At 43.4% G+C, this 18,521-nt stretch carries 15 protein-coding genes; 8 read left to right on the top strand and 7 right to left on the bottom strand.

What is annotated here, in order from left to right; translation table 11 throughout:
* Nucleotides 1–4: 4 nt before the first annotated feature.
* The 7 genes from JXO48_01640 to JXO48_01610 all read right to left on the bottom strand — a co-directional run bounded on the left by JXO48_01640 (nt 5) and on the right by JXO48_01610 (nt 8,843).
* On the bottom strand, nt 5–1,498 hold the full coding sequence (locus tag JXO48_01640; protein MBN2282572.1) for a TRAP transporter large permease: 1,494 nt from the start codon (nt 1,496–1,498) through the stop codon (nt 5–7).
* Between the two features lie 602 nt (nt 1,499–2,100).
* Entirely contained in the window at nt 2,101–3,111 is a 1,011-nt protein-coding gene (dctP, locus tag JXO48_01635) for a TRAP transporter substrate-binding protein DctP (GenBank protein ID MBN2282571.1), read from the bottom strand.
* Between the two features lie 175 nt (nt 3,112–3,286).
* A complete protein-coding gene (locus JXO48_01630; protein ID MBN2282570.1) occupies nt 3,287–4,786 on the bottom strand; it encodes a hypothetical protein in 1,500 nt (499 codons plus the stop codon).
* Nucleotides 4,787–4,807: 21 nt separating this feature from the next.
* On the bottom strand, nt 4,808–6,160 hold the full coding sequence (locus JXO48_01625; protein ID MBN2282569.1) for an MmgE/PrpD family protein: 1,353 nt from the start codon (nt 6,158–6,160) through the stop codon (nt 4,808–4,810).
* Between the two features lie 15 nt (nt 6,161–6,175).
* The gene (locus tag JXO48_01620; GenBank protein ID MBN2282568.1) at nt 6,176–6,640 is read right to left on the bottom strand and encodes an L-2-amino-thiazoline-4-carboxylic acid hydrolase; all 465 of its coding nucleotides are present in this window, start codon (nt 6,638–6,640) and stop codon (nt 6,176–6,178) included.
* Between the two features lie 47 nt (nt 6,641–6,687).
* Nucleotides 6,688–7,116 carry a cobalamin B12-binding domain-containing protein gene (locus JXO48_01615; protein ID MBN2282567.1) on the bottom strand — a complete coding sequence of 143 codons (429 nt, stop codon included), beginning with the start codon at nt 7,114–7,116 and terminating at the stop codon, nt 6,688–6,690.
* Between the two features lie 32 nt (nt 7,117–7,148).
* Nucleotides 7,149–8,843, bottom strand: coding sequence for a methylmalonyl-CoA mutase (locus tag JXO48_01610; GenBank protein ID MBN2282566.1), 1,695 nt, complete (start codon nt 8,841–8,843; stop codon nt 7,149–7,151).
* A 359-nt stretch (nt 8,844–9,202) separates the two neighbouring features.
* On the opposite strand from JXO48_01610, the gene JXO48_01605 reads away from it, so the two are divergent.
* From JXO48_01605 to JXO48_01570, 8 genes are all read left to right on the top strand, one after another.
* A complete protein-coding gene (locus JXO48_01605; GenBank protein MBN2282565.1) occupies nt 9,203–10,594 on the top strand; it encodes a sigma 54-interacting transcriptional regulator in 1,392 nt (463 codons plus the stop codon).
* Nucleotides 10,584–11,630: a methylmalonyl Co-A mutase-associated GTPase MeaB gene (gene meaB, locus JXO48_01600; GenBank protein ID MBN2282564.1), complete on the top strand. Its 1,047-nt coding sequence runs from the start codon at nt 10,584–10,586 to the stop codon at nt 11,628–11,630. The genes JXO48_01605 and meaB overlap by 11 nt, the downstream gene beginning before the upstream one ends.
* Before the next feature lie 241 nt (nt 11,631–11,871).
* Complete coding sequence (locus JXO48_01595; GenBank protein MBN2282563.1) at nt 11,872–13,128, top strand: MFS transporter; 1,257 nt, start codon at nt 11,872–11,874, stop codon at nt 13,126–13,128.
* 335 nt (nt 13,129–13,463) lie between these two features.
* The gene (locus tag JXO48_01590) at nt 13,464–14,582 is read left to right on the top strand and encodes an acetate--CoA ligase family protein (GenBank protein MBN2282562.1); all 1,119 of its coding nucleotides are present in this window, start codon (nt 13,464–13,466) and stop codon (nt 14,580–14,582) included.
* Nucleotides 14,583–14,589: 7 nt separating this feature from the next.
* Nucleotides 14,590–15,462, top strand: a complete 873-nt coding sequence (gene sucD, locus JXO48_01585; GenBank protein MBN2282561.1) for a succinate--CoA ligase subunit alpha — start codon at nt 14,590–14,592, stop codon at nt 15,460–15,462.
* 136 nt (nt 15,463–15,598) lie between these two features.
* Nucleotides 15,599–16,786, top strand: coding sequence for an acetyl-CoA C-acetyltransferase (locus JXO48_01580; protein ID MBN2282560.1), 1,188 nt, complete (start codon nt 15,599–15,601; stop codon nt 16,784–16,786).
* Nucleotides 16,787–16,794: 8 nt separating this feature from the next.
* Nucleotides 16,795–17,346, top strand: a complete 552-nt coding sequence (locus JXO48_01575) for a cupin domain-containing protein (GenBank protein MBN2282559.1) — start codon at nt 16,795–16,797, stop codon at nt 17,344–17,346.
* Between the two features lie 39 nt (nt 17,347–17,385).
* Nucleotides 17,386–18,489: an acyl-CoA dehydrogenase family protein gene (locus JXO48_01570; GenBank protein ID MBN2282558.1), complete on the top strand. Its 1,104-nt coding sequence runs from the start codon at nt 17,386–17,388 to the stop codon at nt 18,487–18,489.
* Nucleotides 18,490–18,521: the final 32 nt, after the last annotated feature.

Raw genomic sequence — 18,521 nt, 5'->3', positions numbered from 1 at the left:
TAATTTAAAATGAAGTCTGATATCCCATCGTTCCCGGAAGCCACGTAACGATATTGGGAAACATCGCCAGTATAAGAACTAATGCCAACATCAGTATCATATAAGGCCAAGCCCCTTTGACTACTTGCTCAAGTTTTGTTGACGCCACACCTTGTATTACATAAAGATTGAGACCGACAGGAGGAGTGATCATTGCCATTTCCATCAATATGGTAACAAATACCCCGAACCAGAGACCATTAAAACCAAGTTGTATTATAAGTGGATAAACAATGGGGATGGTGATCAATAATATAGAAACGACCTCAAGAAACATGCCGAGAAATATATAACTTACACACAAAATAGCCAATATTATCCAGCGGGACATATGTAACGTGCTGACAAAATCACACAAATTTTGAGGAACTCTCAAAAATGTTACAATAGTTCCCAATATCATGGCACCAACAACAATCAACAAGATCATCGTACTGTTTCGTGTCCCATCTGACATTACTTTATGTAATTGCTTTAACGAAACTCTTCTGGAAAACAAAAGAACTGCCAACGCATAAACCACAACAACAGCTGCCGCCTCGGTTGGTGTAAAAATGCCGGTATAAATGCCGCCGATTACTATTACCGGCGCAAGAAGCCCCCATACAGATTCTTTTAAACTTCTAAAACGTTCAAGCCAACTTGATGGCTCTGTTTTTTCATACATGCCGGAGCGTGAGCACCGGATCACTGCAAAGACCGCAAAGAACAGGGCCAGAATAATACCGGGAATGATCCCCCCGATGAACAGGGCACCTGTTGACTCCTCGGTAACACTGCTGTAGATGATCATTGCGGCACTCGGAGGTATCAAGATGCCAAGTGTGCCTCCAGCCGCGAGAACACCGTATGACTGACTGGGGTCATAATTTCTCTTGAGCATCTCGGGAATGGCAATGATGCCAATGGTTGCTGCGGTCGCAACACTGGAACCGGAAATAGCTGCAAAGACCGCACAGGCACCAATAGTTGCTATCATGGCACCTCCAGGTAAGTGCCCAACCCATCGACTACACACCTTGAATAAATCCTCTCCGATTCCAGATGCCATCAAGATTTGTCCACCTAAAATATATAGGGGTATTGCCAATAAAGTAAAACTATCAAGTGACTTAACACTGATCATACTTATTTGTTGTAAACCGAAATGGCCACCCAAGAGGAAAAATAATCCAAGAGACCCAACTAAACCAAGAGATGCAAAAACAGGCACTCCCGCAAGAAGACTAATTATCAGCAACAATACAAGTCCCAATCCGGGGTTATGTGAATATATCCATATTGAAATTCCGATAAGAATTAAATATATTGGGATTATAAAAAATGGTTTTGTAAAAATACCAATTTCAATATCCCCCTTATACCGTGAAGTTTGTGCAACCGTTTTAATCAATTCTTTAATAGATTGAACAGCTAACAAGCCACTTCCAATTAAAACACCGAGATGCAGTAAACCCATAGGAACTTTTAACATCGTGGAAGATCTCTCTCCCACATGAAATGCATAGTGCATCAAATCCCAACTAAAATAGAAAATGAGCAAGCTATAGAACAAACATAAGGAAAAGTTTATTATATTTAGCAAATTTTGTATTTTGGGTGTCAATCTTGATATCAATATATCAACTTGAATGTGGCTCCCTTCTTTTAAGCCATATGCTGCTGAAAGAAATGCAAACCAAATCAATGAATAACCACTAATTTCGACTACCCAGATTGTAGGACTGCCCATCCAGCGTACAACTATTTCGTAGCACATCATAATAGCGATAGACACCATCCCCCATCCTGCAATGCCACCCATAAAAGTAGAGATATAATCTATGGACTTGAAAATAATATTTCTTTCAAATTTATTAGTACTTTTGACATTACCGTCCATATAAATTCCTTTAACTCAGATTTTCCCAATATTTGCTGCTTGGGAATGAAATACCTATCAAAAACTTAGGCATTTAGCTTTGAGTCCATAAAGATGTTCCAAATTTTGATAAAAACAATATTCCTCCCAAAATATTGCTAATTAACTTCAGAAACAAACAGCCATTCTTGTTAAGAGCTTTAGTTTTCCTTCATATAAACAAACATTCGTTCAGCTTCCTTGGGATCAAAGTTTTCTTTAAATTTTTTCATCAGAATCGGTACTGAAACCTGCCGCCACCTTGCAAGTTCCTCATCAGATATTGCATCAAATACAACACCATTTTTTTCACAAACGTCGCGACTTTTATCATGAGCTTCTTGTGCAGCTTTTTTTGTAAATTCTTCTATTGTTATTGCCCCATCCAGAAATACCTTCTGTAGATCCTCTGGCAGTGAATTCCAAAATTTGAGATTTGCAACAATTACATATGGATAGGGTGTAAATGTTACATCGGGTACGTGCTTAGCAACCTCATACCATTTACGCGCGTCAAAAGATGTTATACCTGACATTGCTCCATCTATAGTTCCTTTTTGCAATGCTTGATAAACTTCTCCCGAACTCATCATTGTTGGTGAAGCACCAAGAGCTTCCTCAAAATATGAAATTGTTTGTCCATAGGCCCGCATCCTTTTGCCTTTAAAATCTTCTATTTGAACAACTGGATCTTTAAAGATCATGCTAATTGTATCGTAAAGACACCACCCAATAGCCTTTACGTTACAATTTTCCAAGTTTTGAGCTAGTATGTCTCCAGGAACTCCATGTGCGGCACGAAAAAGGTCGTCTTCATCTTTAAACATCATCGGTATAAAAAAGAACCCTGCTGCAGGCACTAATCCGGTCCACATATCAAGATTTGCTATCGCCATATCAACAGCACCGCGTGGCAATACACTCACCAAATCTTTGTCATTATAAAGTTGTTGAGCTGGATATATGTCGATCTGTACGCGTCCATTGGAGTTTTCTTCAACGTACTTTTTATACATTTCAAGTGCTTTTGTGAGGTGGTGTCCAACTGGCAGGGTACCTATCATGCTTACCTTAATTACCTCTGCTTGGACATCGGCAATTGATCCCGGCATAATTGCCACAAAGGTAAACATAACCATGAGAATCAATATTGATAATGTTTTCTTAGCCATTCTTTTTCCCTCCCTTTTGATAGAATGTTAAGTAAATATTTTTATGATGATTTTTAAAGATCCGCTTCTCACAACGAATGTTTTCTTACTGTCGCCACCTTTCTTTTTTAATTTCAAAGACACCCCCTAAATTATTATCCAATACTGGTATCATCAATATGATTCATTTCTGATCTTATTTTTCTAACTTCATTGTTTTCTTTTCTTTAAACCGTTGATGGAACAAAAAGGCCTCTTCAAGAATATGTGGTTCATGTCCCCCCACTTCTTTTTCAGCCCTTCTGAGATACTCTCTTAAAAGAGGTTTGTAATCGGGATGCGCACAATTGTTAATTATATTCTCAGCCCTTTCAACGGGAGATAATCCTCGTAAATCAGCAAGTCCAACTTCTGTCACTATTACGTCAACACAGTGCTCCGGGATATCAACGTGACTCACCATTGGTACAATTGATGATATATCCCCTGAATCATTGGATGAAATTAATGCAAAAATGGATAAATATGCGTTACTTGCAAATACATGTAACCCCCCTACACCATTAACCAACCTGGTTCCAAAAACATGGCTTGCATTGATATGACCGTATATATCAGCTTCAATAGCTCCATTAAGAGCTATAAGTTTTAGCCGCCTGACCAACTCCGGATGATCAGTTAGCTCTAATGGACGCAAAATTATTACTTGTTTATATTTGTCGATGTTATCGCATAAAGCCTGCCAACCATCATCCGAAAGTAATAATCCTCCACCAGTCACTGCTGTGCAAACACCGGCATCTATTAAATCCAACACAGCATCTCCAACTACCGCACTGAAGATCTCCACATCTCTGAAGTCATACTTTGACAAATTCTTCAATATCGCTCCCGAAATTCCACCCAGACCCATTTCAATCGGATATAAATTAGGCGGGAGCCTTCCTTCATGTATCTCGTGTTTTAGGAATTTAACTAGATGCTCTGCTAGTTTTTGACTTTTTTCATCGGGGAGTATCGCTTGCACCCCACTTTTTTGAAGATTAGAGATCACTATGTATTTTATTTTTTCTTGAGGTACGGGAATATAAGGGACGCCGATCCGCTGTGACACCTTGCACAAAGGTATTTCCCTTGTGAATGGATATAGTGAAGGCAAATAATGATCGTACATACCTTCAAGTGCTAAGGGTATAGAACAATCAATCTCTACAATTACATGTTCAGCAGCTTCAATGTATGAACTTATATCAATAGCAGTATGTGAAGGAATAATAAATCCTTCCTCATTAATAGCAATGGCGTTGACTACTGCCAAATCTAACTTGCCTAAAACACCGCATCTCATTCGGTACAAGAGCATATCGGCTCTCACATCATCACACAAGACCTGCCTAGAATTAATACACTTCCTCAGAGCAGGATGGCCTTGCGATCCTAATTTTCGTTTTAAGGCGCCACAATCAGCCAGGATGCCATGTATTTCATCGGGCAAACTGGAGGTGCAAAGAGTGAGATTCTTAACCTCGCCCTTCTTCCCCCTTTCGGCTAAAGCGTGAAAGAATGCCGAAGGACACCCTCTTTTTGTTTCTCCAGATGTTCCCAACGTCATACCACTTTTTACAAAGGACGCAGCAACCTCAGGAGAAACAACTCGATCACGTAATAACTTGTTGCGCAGTCGCCGTTCTATCATTGTATCTCTCATATTCATTAATCACATTGGACAAGTTAAGCTGACGAAATACTTTAAATTCTTAATATCGTCTAGTATCGTGACGGAATCAATAATTTGAGAAATTACGTCATTGTTGAGGATATCCTCGGAACACATCCGAAATTTGTCTTTGATTTCATCATAGGTCATGGGATTCTCAGGGGTACCAATGGCATGCAACGAAGCTTTTTCGTAAACTCCCCTGTCCGTTGTAATCCTGACTCTGGATTCGCCCATATGTAAGGAATCATCAGTGACAATTGTCACCCTACGCAACAGGTCCTGTACATCATCAGCGGCTACCCTGTGATCAGTAAATTGTTTTAAGCCCACGATATTATCCAATGCCGCGACAGCAAGGCAGTATTCCATGCTGAATTTGCCTTCTAGCCCACTCTGGGGCCTGTTTCTAATCAAAACATTGGTGACTTCGTGAGCAACGGCACATTCAATTTCTTTAATTTCAGATGCGATTATGTTTTGCTCATGGCAAAGATCAATCATACAATCAATAGCCGCACTGGTCAGACCACAACTCGGATATTTTTTTAACGTTTGACCGGGATTTAAAAGAGACCAGGGTTTATTCAAATTCAGTTTTTGATCAAGTTCGAATATTTTATGATTATCTTTTCCACAGAAGACATTGGGAAAACCGAGAGCGGCATCGAAAATACTCTCGTCTGCGGTAAAACCTGATTTGGCGAGAAGGGCCGCTACCAGACCCCCGCGGGCGGCGTTGCCGGCATGCAAAGGTTTCGTCATCGTACCAAAATTCTGACGAAGCCCCGAGGCATGTGATGCAGCAATACCTAAGGCATTACAAATTTTCTGTGCATCAAGTTCAAGAATTTTTGAACATGCGGCGGCCGATCCGAGAGGTCCAAGAGTACCTGTGGTATGCCATCCATGATGGTAATGGTATTCACTAGTTGCCTCTCCCAATAGAGATTCTACCTCAAATCCCGTAACAAACGCTTCAAGACCCTTCCAACCGGGTAATTCTTTCTCCTCACAGAGAGCAAATATTGCCGGCAAAATCGTGACACTCGGATGCCCGATCATCGGCCAGGAGATATCGTCAAAATCCAGTGCATGCGAGAGGGTCCCCATTGCAAGTGCGGCATCTGAAACCGAGGTTTTTATTGGGGTTCCGATAATCGATACGTTACCTTTGCTACATTGAGTAATCACATAATTATTGATCAGCAACCCGGCTTCTTCTCTCGTGCCGGCGATCGTTACACCGAGCCAATCAAGTACTGCCTCTTTACTTTTTTCAATGATATCGGATTTAAAATCGGAATAATTGATACCAGTTATGAATTCGGCCAACTTCATGCTCACATTCATCAGCGAATTCCTTCCTTAAACAATTCTAATTTCAATAAGGCAGCAGTCATCATCGGCGGCGAGAGTTTTTTCTATTTTCATGTCAACGTCTTTGCCGACCATTCCGCTGACCATCGCTCTGTCAATTTCCATGATAGCCTCGCACAGATTCCTTCCCGCACCAAAAAGACCCAGTCTGCAGGTAAACGCCTTGATGACAAGCTTATTATCCGTAAGTTCAATGAACTCAGCTCGCGGCGGTTGCGCTTTCAATGCGGGGCCGAAAAGGCCCCATGCTGCCGATTTGAAATCTTCACACCCGAGTTTCTTTCTCATTTTTACGCCCTGCACGGCACCCAGCCTCCTGAATATGGATGCTATGAGTGGCAGTGTTTCGGCTCCACCCTTCTCGTACAGCGCTTTCGCCAATGACCCCTGTGCCTCGGGTCCGGACGAGGCCGGATAGTTTTTCTCGAAGTGAGACTTTGTTTTGTCATCCATTGCGCACCTCATGCAGTAGGTCAAAAGTTCAGATCAGGGGGAATGCATCATTTTCTCTGGGTCCTCTTCTCCTCGACAGCCTTACGAACGAAACTGACTATATCCTCAAATGAACTTTCGGTCGGGAATACACCGTTAACCCCCATCTTTTTTAATTCCACAATATCCTCATCAGAGTGGATAGTACCTCCAACCATAATTATCTTTTCACCTGCCATGCCTTCTTTTTTCAACAATTCTAAAACTTTCTTGCTCGCACTCATATGAACACCGGAAAGTACACTTAAACCTATCACATCGACATCTTCATCAATTGCAGCCTGAACTATTTGCTCTGGCGATTGATGCAAACCCGTGTATATAACTTCCATACCGGCATCCTTGAGTACCAATGCCACAACTTTTGCCCCTCGATCATGACCGTCAAGCCCTGGTTTTCCAATTAACACTCTTATCTTTTCATCCTGCATATGCATTCCTCCCGCACTCTACCTTAAGATGTATTGCATCATATACCTGTCGGACATCTGAAAGTGCCGTAAACACTTTTAAGTACACCAATCATTTCACCCATTGTGGCATAGTTGCGCACCGCATCCAGAACATAGGGCATTACGTTCTCGTTATCGGATTCAGCAGCTTTTTTCAGATCATTCAGTAGTTTCTCAACTTTTGCGTTATCCCTATTTTTTCTTATATTATTGAGTTTCTTTAGTTGTTTTTTGTAAACATCGGGATCAACTTTCGATAACTCAATACCTGTCTTCGCATTTTCTCGGCCTGTTTGTGCATCTTTGGATTCACCCATTATATATTTGTTAACTCCAACAACAGTCCGCTCGCCATTTCTGATGGCTTTTTCTTTCTCATATGCTTGTTTTGCCAGTTTCTCATGGATTAGGCCCTTTTCTACACAAGCAACCATTCCTCCGTTGTCTTCAACCCATTTCATTTCTTCTCTTGCTTTTTCCTCAATCACGTCAGTGAGATGTTCGACGTAATACGATCCCCCAAGGGGATCAACTGTACTGCATATCCCCGTTTCATAAGCTATAATTTGTTGTGTGCGTAAAGAAAGACGAGCTGATTCCTCGGTAGGTATTGTATATGCTTCATCATATGACATAACGTGACAAGATTGAGCTCCACCCAGAACAGTAGCTAGACATTCTAAAGTAGCACGAATAATATTGTTCAAGGGTTCCTTTGCCGCAAATGATGAACCATCGCACCCAGCAAAAAATCTCATCATCTGGGATCTGGGATCTTTGGAACCATATTCTTCCTTCATAATTTTTGCCCATAAACGCCTACACGCTCGGTGTTTGGCGGCTTCTTCGAATAACTCTAGACTGCTTGAAAAAATAAAGCTTAAACGGGGAGCAAAATCATCCACGTCAAGTCCCCTTTTGAGAACTTCATCCGTATACGTACGTGCTTCAGACAATGCGTAGGCTACTTCCTGATAAGCGTTGGCGCCGGATTCTCTGACATGATAACCTGAAATACTGATGGAGTTGAATTTGGGTACCTCTTTGGAACAGAACTCAATGACATCCGCAGTGAGTCGGAGAGACGGTTTGGGTGGGAATATATATGTCCCTCTTGCAAGATACTCTTTAATAATATCATTTTGTAAGGTGCCCCGTAATTTTCCCATGGGCACACCCTGTTTTTCACCTGTAATGATATACATAGCCAGAATTACGACAGTCTGAGCGTTACATGTAAATGATGTGGTAATCTGATCAAGTGGTATTCCTTCAAAAAGTTGCTCCATATCTTCCAAACTATCAACTGCGACACCAACTCTCCCGACTTCATCAGCCAATATTGAAGGATCACTTGAGTCAAAACCCAATTGGGTGGGCAGATCAAACGCAACGCTCAGACCGGTTTGACCATGTTCCAAGAGAAACTTGTACCGTCTATTCGACTCTTCCGCTGTCGAGTATCCTGCATATTGTCTAAATGACCATACGTTGCCTCGATACATGGATGGCTGCACGCCCCGTGTAAAAGGATATTCTCCAGGAAATCCAATTTCTTTGAGATACTTTTCCTGAGACCTTTCTTTGGGTACATACAGTACGTCAACATCCATCCCCGCATCTGTACGAACTGGTTTAACTGGTTTCTTGCTCAGGCTTTCATTAGTCCACCGATCTTTTTCTTTCATTATTTTTTTTTCTGAATTATCCATATTCAAATATATCCTCCTTTTTATTACCTGATACGGAAGACCATCAAATTTTAATCTGACATCTTATGTTACATGAATCATGCCAGTTCTACATATGAACGATAAAAACTTACGTTTCATACACACCATCTAATATTATGAAATACAAAACATTATGATCTACCTATACCTATTATCAAAAGAAGCCTCATGTATTGCTATGAACCACTTTCGATATTGTTTATCATCCAAAATGATATGAAGTTGTAAAATTTAATTCATATTTGACTTTGACTCCAAATAAATGTATACATATTGAGGGGATTTATTTTTGAATCAAAATTCATATGTGAATCATAGAGTATATCATAGGGTATATAATGTCACATAATTATAACGATTCCAAATCCTTAAAGATCAACGAATTAAAAAGGGAAATTTCTGAATTAAAATTGATTCTTGAAAATTTAAATAACGGAATATGTGTATTCAATAAAGATGGTTTCCTGATTGAGGTTAATTCAGCTGTATATAGACTGACAGGACTAAAAAAAAGTTATACAATCGGAACACACGTAAATGATTTTATTAGAAAAAAATATATTGATGAATCTGTGGTATTAGCTGTTCTTGAAAACAAGCAAGAAGTTACAATTATGCAATCTTATCCAACAGGAAAAGAATGTATGGTAATGGGCATACCGATCATCGATGATGAGGGAAACATTGAAAGAATCATCTCTATTATAAGTGATGTCACAGAGCTCAAGAAGCTTCAAGATGAACTATTAAACATACGGAAATTCAATCAATTTATCGAAAATAAGAAAAATTATATAATTGCTGAAAGTGAAGAAATGAAGCGTGTCTTGGAGTTGGCTTTTCGATTTGCAAAACTCGACACAACATTGCTCATTTTAGGTGAATCAGGAGTTGGCAAGGAACTCGTGGCTCAATTAATTTATGAAAATAGTGATAGAAAAGAAGAAGGTGATTTTATTAAAGTAAATTGTGCTGCAATTCCAGAACATCTCCTTGAATCTGAATTTTTTGGGTATGAAAAAGGCGCGTTTACAGGAGCTAACAGTAGAGGTAAGCAAGGTGTTTTTGAATTAGCTGATAGAGGTATTCTTTTTCTTGATGAAATCGGCGACCTTTCCTTAACTCTGCAAGGAAAGGTACTCAGAGTCTTACAAGAGCGAGAATTTACGCGTGTGGGCGGCACAAAACCAATTCAAATAAATACAAGAATCATATCGGCAACAAATAGGAATCTGGAACAGATGGTTTATAATAATGAATTTCGTCAGGATTTGTATTACCGACTCAATGTGTTACCATTAGTAATACCACCATTGCGAATAAGACCATCTGATATAATCGCATTAATTAACAAATTCTTGGAAAAATTTAACAAACAATATGCAACTCGAAAAACCTTTTCACCCCAAGCAATGCAATACCTGTTGAATTATAATTGGCCCGGAAATGTTCGAGAGCTAGCCAATTTAGTAGAACGCACAATTTTGGTTTCACATAAGGATAAAATTGAACCAGAAGATTTGCCTAGATCAATTTGTGGTAAAAAAATAAGTGAAAAGGAATATCGAGGGAAATTAAAAGATGCAGTGGAAAACTTTGAAAGAGATATTATAAAAACCACTTTTGAAAAATACGGTAATACTTATGCCGCTGCAGACGCGCTTGGAATAAGTCAACCAACCTTCGTCAGGAGAGTCCATAAATATAAATTAAATAAAAATGCACCATAAATACACGATTTCCAGGTATGAATATTGCAATTTATCAATAAATACGAAATATTCTAGGGAGTATATTACATTGCAAGACTTACTCAAGGAGTTTCGGCAAGGAAATCGACGGGCATTGGCGAAAATAATATCTCAGATTGAAAACGAAAGGCCCGGGCGTGAATACATTCTTAAAAATGAATTCCATTCAACGGGGAAGGCTAAAATAATTGGTTTTACTGGTTCCCCTGGTGTCGGCAAAAGCTCCCTTATAGATAATCTTGTAAATAAAATCAGAAAAAACGATGAAACCGTGGGCATAGTGGCAGTCGATCCAACAAGCCCTTTTACTGGAGGAGCGCTTTTGGGGGATCGGATCCGGATGCAGAATCACTCTCTAGACAAAGATATATTTATACGAAGCATGGGTACAAGGGGCAGTCTAGGAGGTCTTGCAAGAAATTCAAAAGATGTTGTCAAGATAATGGATGCATTCGGGAAAGATTGGATTATTGTTGAAACAGTTGGAGTGGGCCAGGCAGAAGTTGATATAATAAATATTGCAGACTGTATCGTCGTTATCCTTACACCAAATGCTGGTGATAGCATCCAGACCATGAAAGCAGGTATTATGGAAATTGCTGATATTTTTGTGGTCAATAAATGCGATTTACCGGGTGTTGACAGAATTGTTACGGAAATTGAGACGATGCTCAGCATGCATTACAAAAAACAAGATTGGTTACCTCCTATTGTAAAAACCTCATCCTCTACTGATGAGGGAATCGATGAATTATTTCAAACCATTAACAAACACTATGACTATCTCCAAAAGCATAATATCCTCAAATTAAAACAACAAGAGAAAGAAAAAACAGAAGTGCTGGATATATTACATCACCAATGGAAAGATTTAGTTCAAAGATACTTAGATAATAACGGATCTGCTAATGAAGTAATTAATAAAGTTATGAGGCGTGAAATTGATCCCTATTCCGGCGCATCGGAAATTTTAAAATATATAATAAAATCAGAAAATTTTTCTGATGATACGTAATAGGGATATCTGGTATGTAAAATTCGTACTTTAATCTTTTATACATCAAGGATATCCTCCAATCATCAGGAGAATGTATTCCTTTTTTGATATTATTTATCTTTTCCCACCACTAAACCGACATAAAAATGCCTCAAATAAAAATCCAGAGTAAATTTTGATCTCCCGCTTTATTGTTGGTCAGATTCTTGCAGAAATTTCCGGTATCCGCGTCTACAACACATAATGAGGTGCTCCAATCATGAACACTGAACGCTCAGCAGTGAGTGTTTCAAATGGCGATCATTACAGGTGGATGATTCTCGGACTCCTGACCACTGCGCAGTTGGTCATGTCATTGGGAGCGTATTCCTGGGGCCCGATGGCACCCTTTTTACGGGATGCGTTTGGTATCAGTCGTACCCAGATAGGAACTATTGTCTCATCGTTATATCTTTTTTCCGTCATCATAGCGTTACCGTCAGGAATTGCGGTTGACCGGCTGGGATCCCGCATCATGCTGATCATCGCCCTGGCCATCATGGGTGGCTCCTTCATTCTTCTCTCGGCTGCAAATTACTTTTCCATTATCATCATATTGGCCGGAATATCGGGGATTGGTTATGGAATGATCAATCAAATTTCCACCAAGGCAATTATGATATGGTTCCGAAGCACGACCAGGGCTACTGTCATGGGCATCAAGCAGACCGGGGTGACCCTGGGAGGGGCATTGGGAGCCGTATTATTGCCCGCCCTGTCAATTGCATATGGGTGGCGAGTGGCCATGATAACCACCGGTGCGTTGATGCTGATTATCGCCATAGCATCATGTGTCTATTACCGGGAACAGCCGGTTACGGCACCCGCCGCCAATTCCACCAACGCACCATCTCCGCCATCCAATTGGCGAAAAGACTTCTCTGACTTATGGTCCAAAAGGTCCATCAGGCTTCTCTGCTTTGTTTCCATGCTGCTCGCCTCATCTCAAACATGCATAGCCTCTTTTCTGGTTTTATATTTGGAAGAGGACCTCAACCTCTCAATTGCCATGTCCGGCATCTGTCTTTCTCTTTTCATGATGGCGGGAACAGCAGGAAGGATCATCTGGGGCATAATCAGTGACCGGATATTTGGGGGAGACAGGCAAAAACCGATTATTATCCTGAGTGTAATTGCGTGCGCGACCGCTCTCTGTGTCGCATTTTTCTCACCGTCATCCCCGCTTTTCTTGATATTTCTCTGTTGCATATTGCTGGGCTTTACCTTCATGGGCTGGAATGCCGTGTACCTCACGCTGGGGGCGGAAATAGCCGGTCCCAAACTGGCCGGCGCGGTAACAGGCATTACCATTACTGTCTGCTGGACAGGGATAATCCTGGGTCCGCCGATATTTGGAATCATATCCGATACCGTGGGGTATTTCTGGGGGTGGATAATGTTATCACTGTTTGGATGTATCAGTGCCATTTCATTCGCCCGCTTTTCCAAAGTCACCGTTCAGAACATGGCCGAATAGCATTCCTATATGACTCTGTTATTAAGGTGCGCTGCTGTGCCCCCGGAATGTTCCACACATTGCTGATCACTATAATCATTCCTAGTGCAAACACTGCTTCTTGCAGACGATCTGCCTCCTTATATTAATTGACGTGACCGTTTTCCTTCATCCCGGCTCATCGTTTATTACACCGCAGATTTTCATCATGGTATTTAATTTGCATATGATTGAATCACAAAACGGCAGTTATAACGAAGCATCCTCTATTAAAAAATTTCTTACCTACTCAACGATCTCGGAAAAACGAAGAATGACATGGACAAACACGTTTTAATACAAAAGGGAGGAATATTATGAAGTGCAAAGAATACCAAGCCAAGGCCGTCTTTCGTAAATACGACATACCCGTGCCTCAAAGTGTGCTGGTCAGCAGCCCCGGTGAATTGGCAAGCGCCTTTGAGAGTATTGGATTCCCTTCGGTACTGAAGGCACAGGTCCTCACGGGAGGAAGGGGAAAGGCCGGCGGAATCAAAATAGTTGAATCCCCGGAAGAAGGAATAACACAGGGGGAGAAACTTCTTAAGTCTGAAATCAAGGGATTGAAGGTAAAACAGGTATTACTCGAAGAAAAAATCAATGTCGCTCGTGAATACTATGTGGGGATCATAACGGATCGTGACGCATACTGTCCAATGGCAATCGTCAGCTCGAGAGGGGGAATGGACGTCGAGGAGGTCAGCAAAACCTATCCGGACAAGATCAGCAAGAAGCACGTCGATTTCCTTTACGGGCTTCAGGAGTACGATGCGCGTGATCTGGCATATTCCTGCGGGATCGCGAAAGAAGACATCAACAGTGTCGTCCAGATCATCACGAAACTGTATGCGCTGTACAAGGGATGTGACGCGGAATTGACGGAAATCAATCCCCTGGTTGTCAGCACGGACGGCCTCATCATGGCTGCAGACGGGCGGCTGAACATTGATGACATGGCGCTGTATCGGCAACCTGAACTGGCCGCATATAAAGAGGTTGAAAATGAAAAGGAGGCGGCAATCAAATATATCGATGTCGGAGGAAATGTCGGGATCATAAGCAGCGGTGCGGGAATGACCATGACGGTCATGGACCAGGTTGCCGCGGTTGGTGGAAAACCGGCAAATTTCCTGGATGGTGGCCTCGGGCTGTTAAGTAATGCCTCGAAGATAGGCCTGGAAATATTCGCGGAGCGCGGCGTTGATTCGATCTTGTTCAGTACCTACACGGGGGGGCGAAGTGATGTCATGGCCCAGAAATTCGTGGAAGCGATCGAGAGCATGCCTGAACTCAATATCCCCATCATCGTGAGATTTCAGGGCTTGAACCAGGAAGAGGCGGAAAAAATCGTTTCCAACTGTACATACGACAACATTCACATCGCACACGGTATTGATGAATCAGCCAAGATGGCCGTAAAACTGGCAAGGAGGTAAACGGGTAATGAGTATTATAGCGAACAAAGATACCAAACTGATTTTCCAGGGAATGACGGGAAAGTGGGGGCAATATTATTCCAAGCGTATGATCGACTATGGAACAAACATTGTGGCTGGCGTGACCCCTGGAAGAAGCGGAGAAACGGTCCATGAGGTACCGATATACGACAACATACGAGAAGCGCTCGACCATGAGTCTGCAGACGCTTCCATAACCTTCACACCTGCGTCGACAACGAAGAACGCGATTCTCGAGTCAATCGATGCCGGCTTGAAACTGATAATCTGCATCGTCGAAGGCGTGCCGGTCCACGACATGATGATCGTTCGCAGAAGACTGCGGGATTCAGACGCGATTCTGATCGGTCCGAATAGCCCCGGGATAATCACTCCCGGTGAATTTATCTCAGGATTCATGCCGGCAAACGCCTTTAAGAAGGGTAATGTTGGAATCATGTCGAGGAGCGGAACGCTCACCTATCAGGTAGCCCACCTGTTGAGCGAAGCCGGGTACGGCCAATCGACCTGTCTGGGCCTTGGAGGGGATCCCATCGTCGGCTTATCCTATATTGATGTATTGAAAATGTTCGGTGACGACCCTGAGACGGATCTCGTTGTACTCATCGGGGAAATCGGCGGGGCAAAGGAAGAGGAGGCAGCAGCGTTTATCCAGAAGGAATACAAGAAACCAGTCGTGGCGTTTATTGCCGGACGAAGTGCGCCGGAAGGAAAAACCATGGGACACGCGGGGGCAATCGTATCTGAAGGAAAGGGTACATATGGTTCCAAGGTAACAGCGTTTAATGATGCCGGCGTGCCCGTGGCGGCAATCATTACAGACATTCCCAGGCTGGTCGGGGAGAAGCTGGGGAAATAAAGCTGCACATACAAAACAAGCAAACCCATTTTTCTAATTACCAGAGCAGAGGATGAAAGGATGCATGATTTAGAATGATACCATAAAAAAGGCTCTCTAGTCGAAATACCATTCCACACTGACAAGAGGAACTTCTATGAAACGCGCCGAAGATGTTGTGATTATAAGCTCCTGCAGAACGCCCATGGGAATATTTCAGGGGGGATTGAGTCACCTTCCGGGCACAGAACTTGGTGCCATTGTTATCAGGGAAGCAATAAGACGAGCAGGTCTCAGCAATACCGATATCGACGAAGTCATCATGGGCATGGTCCTTCCATGCGGGTATGGCCAGAATCCTGCACGCCAGGCATCAATCAGGGCAGACATTCCAATCGAAAAAGGTGCCATCACCATCAATAAGGTCTGTGGATCGGGCCTTATGGCGGCGGTACTGGCGTCTCAGTACATACAGACCGGCTTTGCTGACATTGTGGTAGCGGGAGGCATGGAAAATATGAGTGCCGCGCCCCATTACCTCCCACATTCGCGGCTCGGCATACGAATGGGGAACGGAAATCTCGCAGATCATATGGTGCATGATGGTCTCTGGGATGTCGTCAATGATTTTCACATGGGACTGACCAACGATATTGTATCCAGCAAATGGGGGATAAGCAGAGAAGATCAGGACGCTTTTGCCTGTGAATCCTATCGAAGAAGCGTCATGGCACAGGAATCAGGAAAATTTATCGAGGAAATAGTTCCTGTGACATACCTGGATCGAAAGAACCAGCGTATTACCATCGATACCGATGAAGGCCCTCGGCCGACGTCCATGGACGTTCTCTCTCAAATGAAACCGGCATTCCAGAAAGTCGGGTACGCTACAGCCGGGAACTCCTCGATTATCAGCGATGGAGCGTCGGCACTCGTCATTGCATCGAGAAGGCTCGCCAAAGAGAGAGGGTTGCCCGTACTCGCCAGGATCATCGCCTGCGGAACTGCCGGTATTGAACTCGAACATGTTCTCATGGCACCCGCACATTCCATTCCCAAAACACTGAAGAAGGCGGGACTCGCTCTAACCGACATCGAGCTGCATGAAATCAACGAGGCCTTTGCCGGGTCCACCGTGGGAGTCATGAGAGTATTAGGTATTGATCACGACAAGCTCAACGTGAACGGCGGTGCAATAGCCCTCGGTCATCCCATCGGGGCATCGGGTGCGCGGGTAATGACAACGCTTATTCACGAAATGAAGAAAAGGCATCTTCAGCTTGGTCAGGCATCGCTCTGCCTCGGAGGAGGTGAAGCGGTCACCATGATTATCGAAATGGAGTGATGACGACTATGCCGAAAAAAGAAAAGAAGTGGAAATCATTCGGTCAGAGGATACGCGTTCTGCGCGAAGAGCAGGAATTGAGCCTGGAAGAACTGGCTCACGAAACGGGATATACCAAGGAAATACTGCAGCACGTCGAAGCCGACGAGACCGTCCCGCCCGTTTCACTCGTCCTGCAGCTCAACCGGACTTTCAAAATCGACGTTGCCCAGCTTGACACGGAAGAGGAAAAACAGGCTTCACGCCGCCGAGTGAAAAGCCATAAAAAAAGGGTTGATTCCTATGCCTATACTTCATTGACCCGTCCGGGAATGGATAAGCATCTGAGGGCATATCTCGTAACCATTGATTCCCGGACAAAGCATAAGGGTGTTGAATACCATCATGAGGGAGAAGAATTCATATATGTCCTGAAGGGGGAACTCACCATCCAGGTTGGTGAAAACGTAACAAAACTGAAGCCGGGAGGGAGCATACACTTCAACTCGGCGCTCCAGCACAAGCTTAGTAATCCCTCAAAAGAGACCACGGAGCTTCTGGTCATAATTTATGTTCCATAGGAGGACTGCCCGTTGTTTCAACTCACAAGCGAACAGGAGATGGTCAGATTGATGGCTCGGGACTTCGCCAAGAAGGAACTGGAGCCTTACGCCGGCGAATGGGATGAAAAAGAAATATTCCCCCAGAGCGTCATAAAAAAGATGGGGGGACTGGGACTGATGGGCATGATGGTCCCTCCTGACTACGGAGGAGTTGGAGCGGGAGCGGTCAGTTATTCCCTGGCCCTGCAGGAAATTGCCTACGCCTGTGCCTCCACGGCAGTTACCATGTCCGTGGCAAACCTTTCCACCGAACCTCTTCTGAAATTCGGGAATGAGGCGCAGAAGGAACAACATCTGCTGCCCCTTGCTGGTGGAGAAACGCTCGGTGCCTTTGCCATCACAGAGCCTGACGCCGGTTCAGATCCGGGAAGCATGAAGACACGCGCGGAAGACAAGGGAGATCACTACCTGGTAAACGGCACGAAGGTGTTCATCACGAACGGAAGCTATGCCGATCTCATCAATCTTATTGTCCGAACCGACACACAGAGGGGCAACCGTGGGCTCTCAGCACTGGTTGTTGAAAAAGGCACCCCCGGTTTTTCCATCGGTAAAAAAGAAAAGAAAATGGGTCTTAAGGCCTCGGATACGGTGGAACTTGTCTTCGACGACTGCAGGATTCCGAAAGAGAATTTACTGGGCCGGGAAGGTCAGGGATTCAAAGTGGCCATGACCGCTCTTGACAGTGGTCGGATAGGCATTGCTTCACAGTCGGTGGGAATTGCCCGGGCTTGTCTGGATGAAGCGGTTCAATACGCTCAGGACAGAAAGCAGTTCGGACGGCCGATCAGTTCCTTTCAGGCAATACAGTGGATGATAGCCGACATGGCAACCCAGATCGAGGCAGCGAACTGGCTCGCTCTGTCAGCAGCCGATCGGAAAGATAAAAATCTCCCGTTTACGAAAGAAGCCTCGATGGCAAAGCTCTTTGCCTCGGAACTGGCAAACAGGGCAGCATACAAGGCTCTGCAGATCCATGGCGGATACGGTTATATATCAGAGTATAAGATAGAACGGTTGTATCGCGATGCACGGGTAACCGCCATCTATGAAGGCACGTCTGAAGTTCAGCGGATCGTCATCGCCCGGAACATTGTATGATGACCATAAGCAGCGAATACGGCTTTGATTCG

This window comes from Deltaproteobacteria bacterium, assembly GCA_016933965.1.
Lineage (GTDB): Bacteria > Desulfobacterota > Syntrophia > Syntrophales > UBA2210 > JAFGTS01.
The sequence above is the reverse complement of the archived record's forward strand: the minus strand, read 5'-3'. Positions and strand labels throughout refer to the sequence as shown.

Coding starts and splice junctions, on each gene's coding strand:
- JXO48_01630 (MBN2282570.1), bottom strand. CDS start 4,786: ATGATAGAACGGCGACTGCGCAACAAGTTATTACGTGATCGAGTTGTT.
- JXO48_01640 (MBN2282572.1), bottom strand. CDS start 1,498: ATGGGTTTACTGCATCTCGGTGTTTTAATTGGAAGTGGCTTGTTAGCT.
- JXO48_01610 (MBN2282566.1), bottom strand. CDS start 8,843: ATGGATAATTCAGAAAAAAAAATAATGAAAGAAAAAGATCGGTGGACT.
- JXO48_01590 (MBN2282562.1), top strand. CDS start 13,464: ATGAAGTGCAAAGAATACCAAGCCAAGGCCGTCTTTCGTAAATACGAC.
- meaB (MBN2282564.1), top strand. CDS start 10,584: ATGCACCATAAATACACGATTTCCAGGTATGAATATTGCAATTTATCA.
- dctP (MBN2282571.1), bottom strand. CDS start 3,111: ATGGCTAAGAAAACATTATCAATATTGATTCTCATGGTTATGTTTACC.
- JXO48_01620 (MBN2282568.1), bottom strand. CDS start 6,640: ATGGATGACAAAACAAAGTCTCACTTCGAGAAAAACTATCCGGCCTCG.
- JXO48_01595 (MBN2282563.1), top strand. CDS start 11,872: ATGAACACTGAACGCTCAGCAGTGAGTGTTTCAAATGGCGATCATTAC.
- sucD (MBN2282561.1), top strand. CDS start 14,590: ATGAGTATTATAGCGAACAAAGATACCAAACTGATTTTCCAGGGAATG.
- JXO48_01605 (MBN2282565.1), top strand. CDS start 9,203: ATGTCACATAATTATAACGATTCCAAATCCTTAAAGATCAACGAATTA.
- JXO48_01570 (MBN2282558.1), top strand. CDS start 17,386: ATGGTCAGATTGATGGCTCGGGACTTCGCCAAGAAGGAACTGGAGCCT.
- JXO48_01615 (MBN2282567.1), bottom strand. CDS start 7,116: ATGCATATGCAGGATGAAAAGATAAGAGTGTTAATTGGAAAACCAGGG.
- JXO48_01625 (MBN2282569.1), bottom strand. CDS start 6,160: ATGAATGTGAGCATGAAGTTGGCCGAATTCATAACTGGTATCAATTAT.
- JXO48_01575 (MBN2282559.1), top strand. CDS start 16,795: ATGCCGAAAAAAGAAAAGAAGTGGAAATCATTCGGTCAGAGGATACGC.
- JXO48_01580 (MBN2282560.1), top strand. CDS start 15,599: ATGAAACGCGCCGAAGATGTTGTGATTATAAGCTCCTGCAGAACGCCC.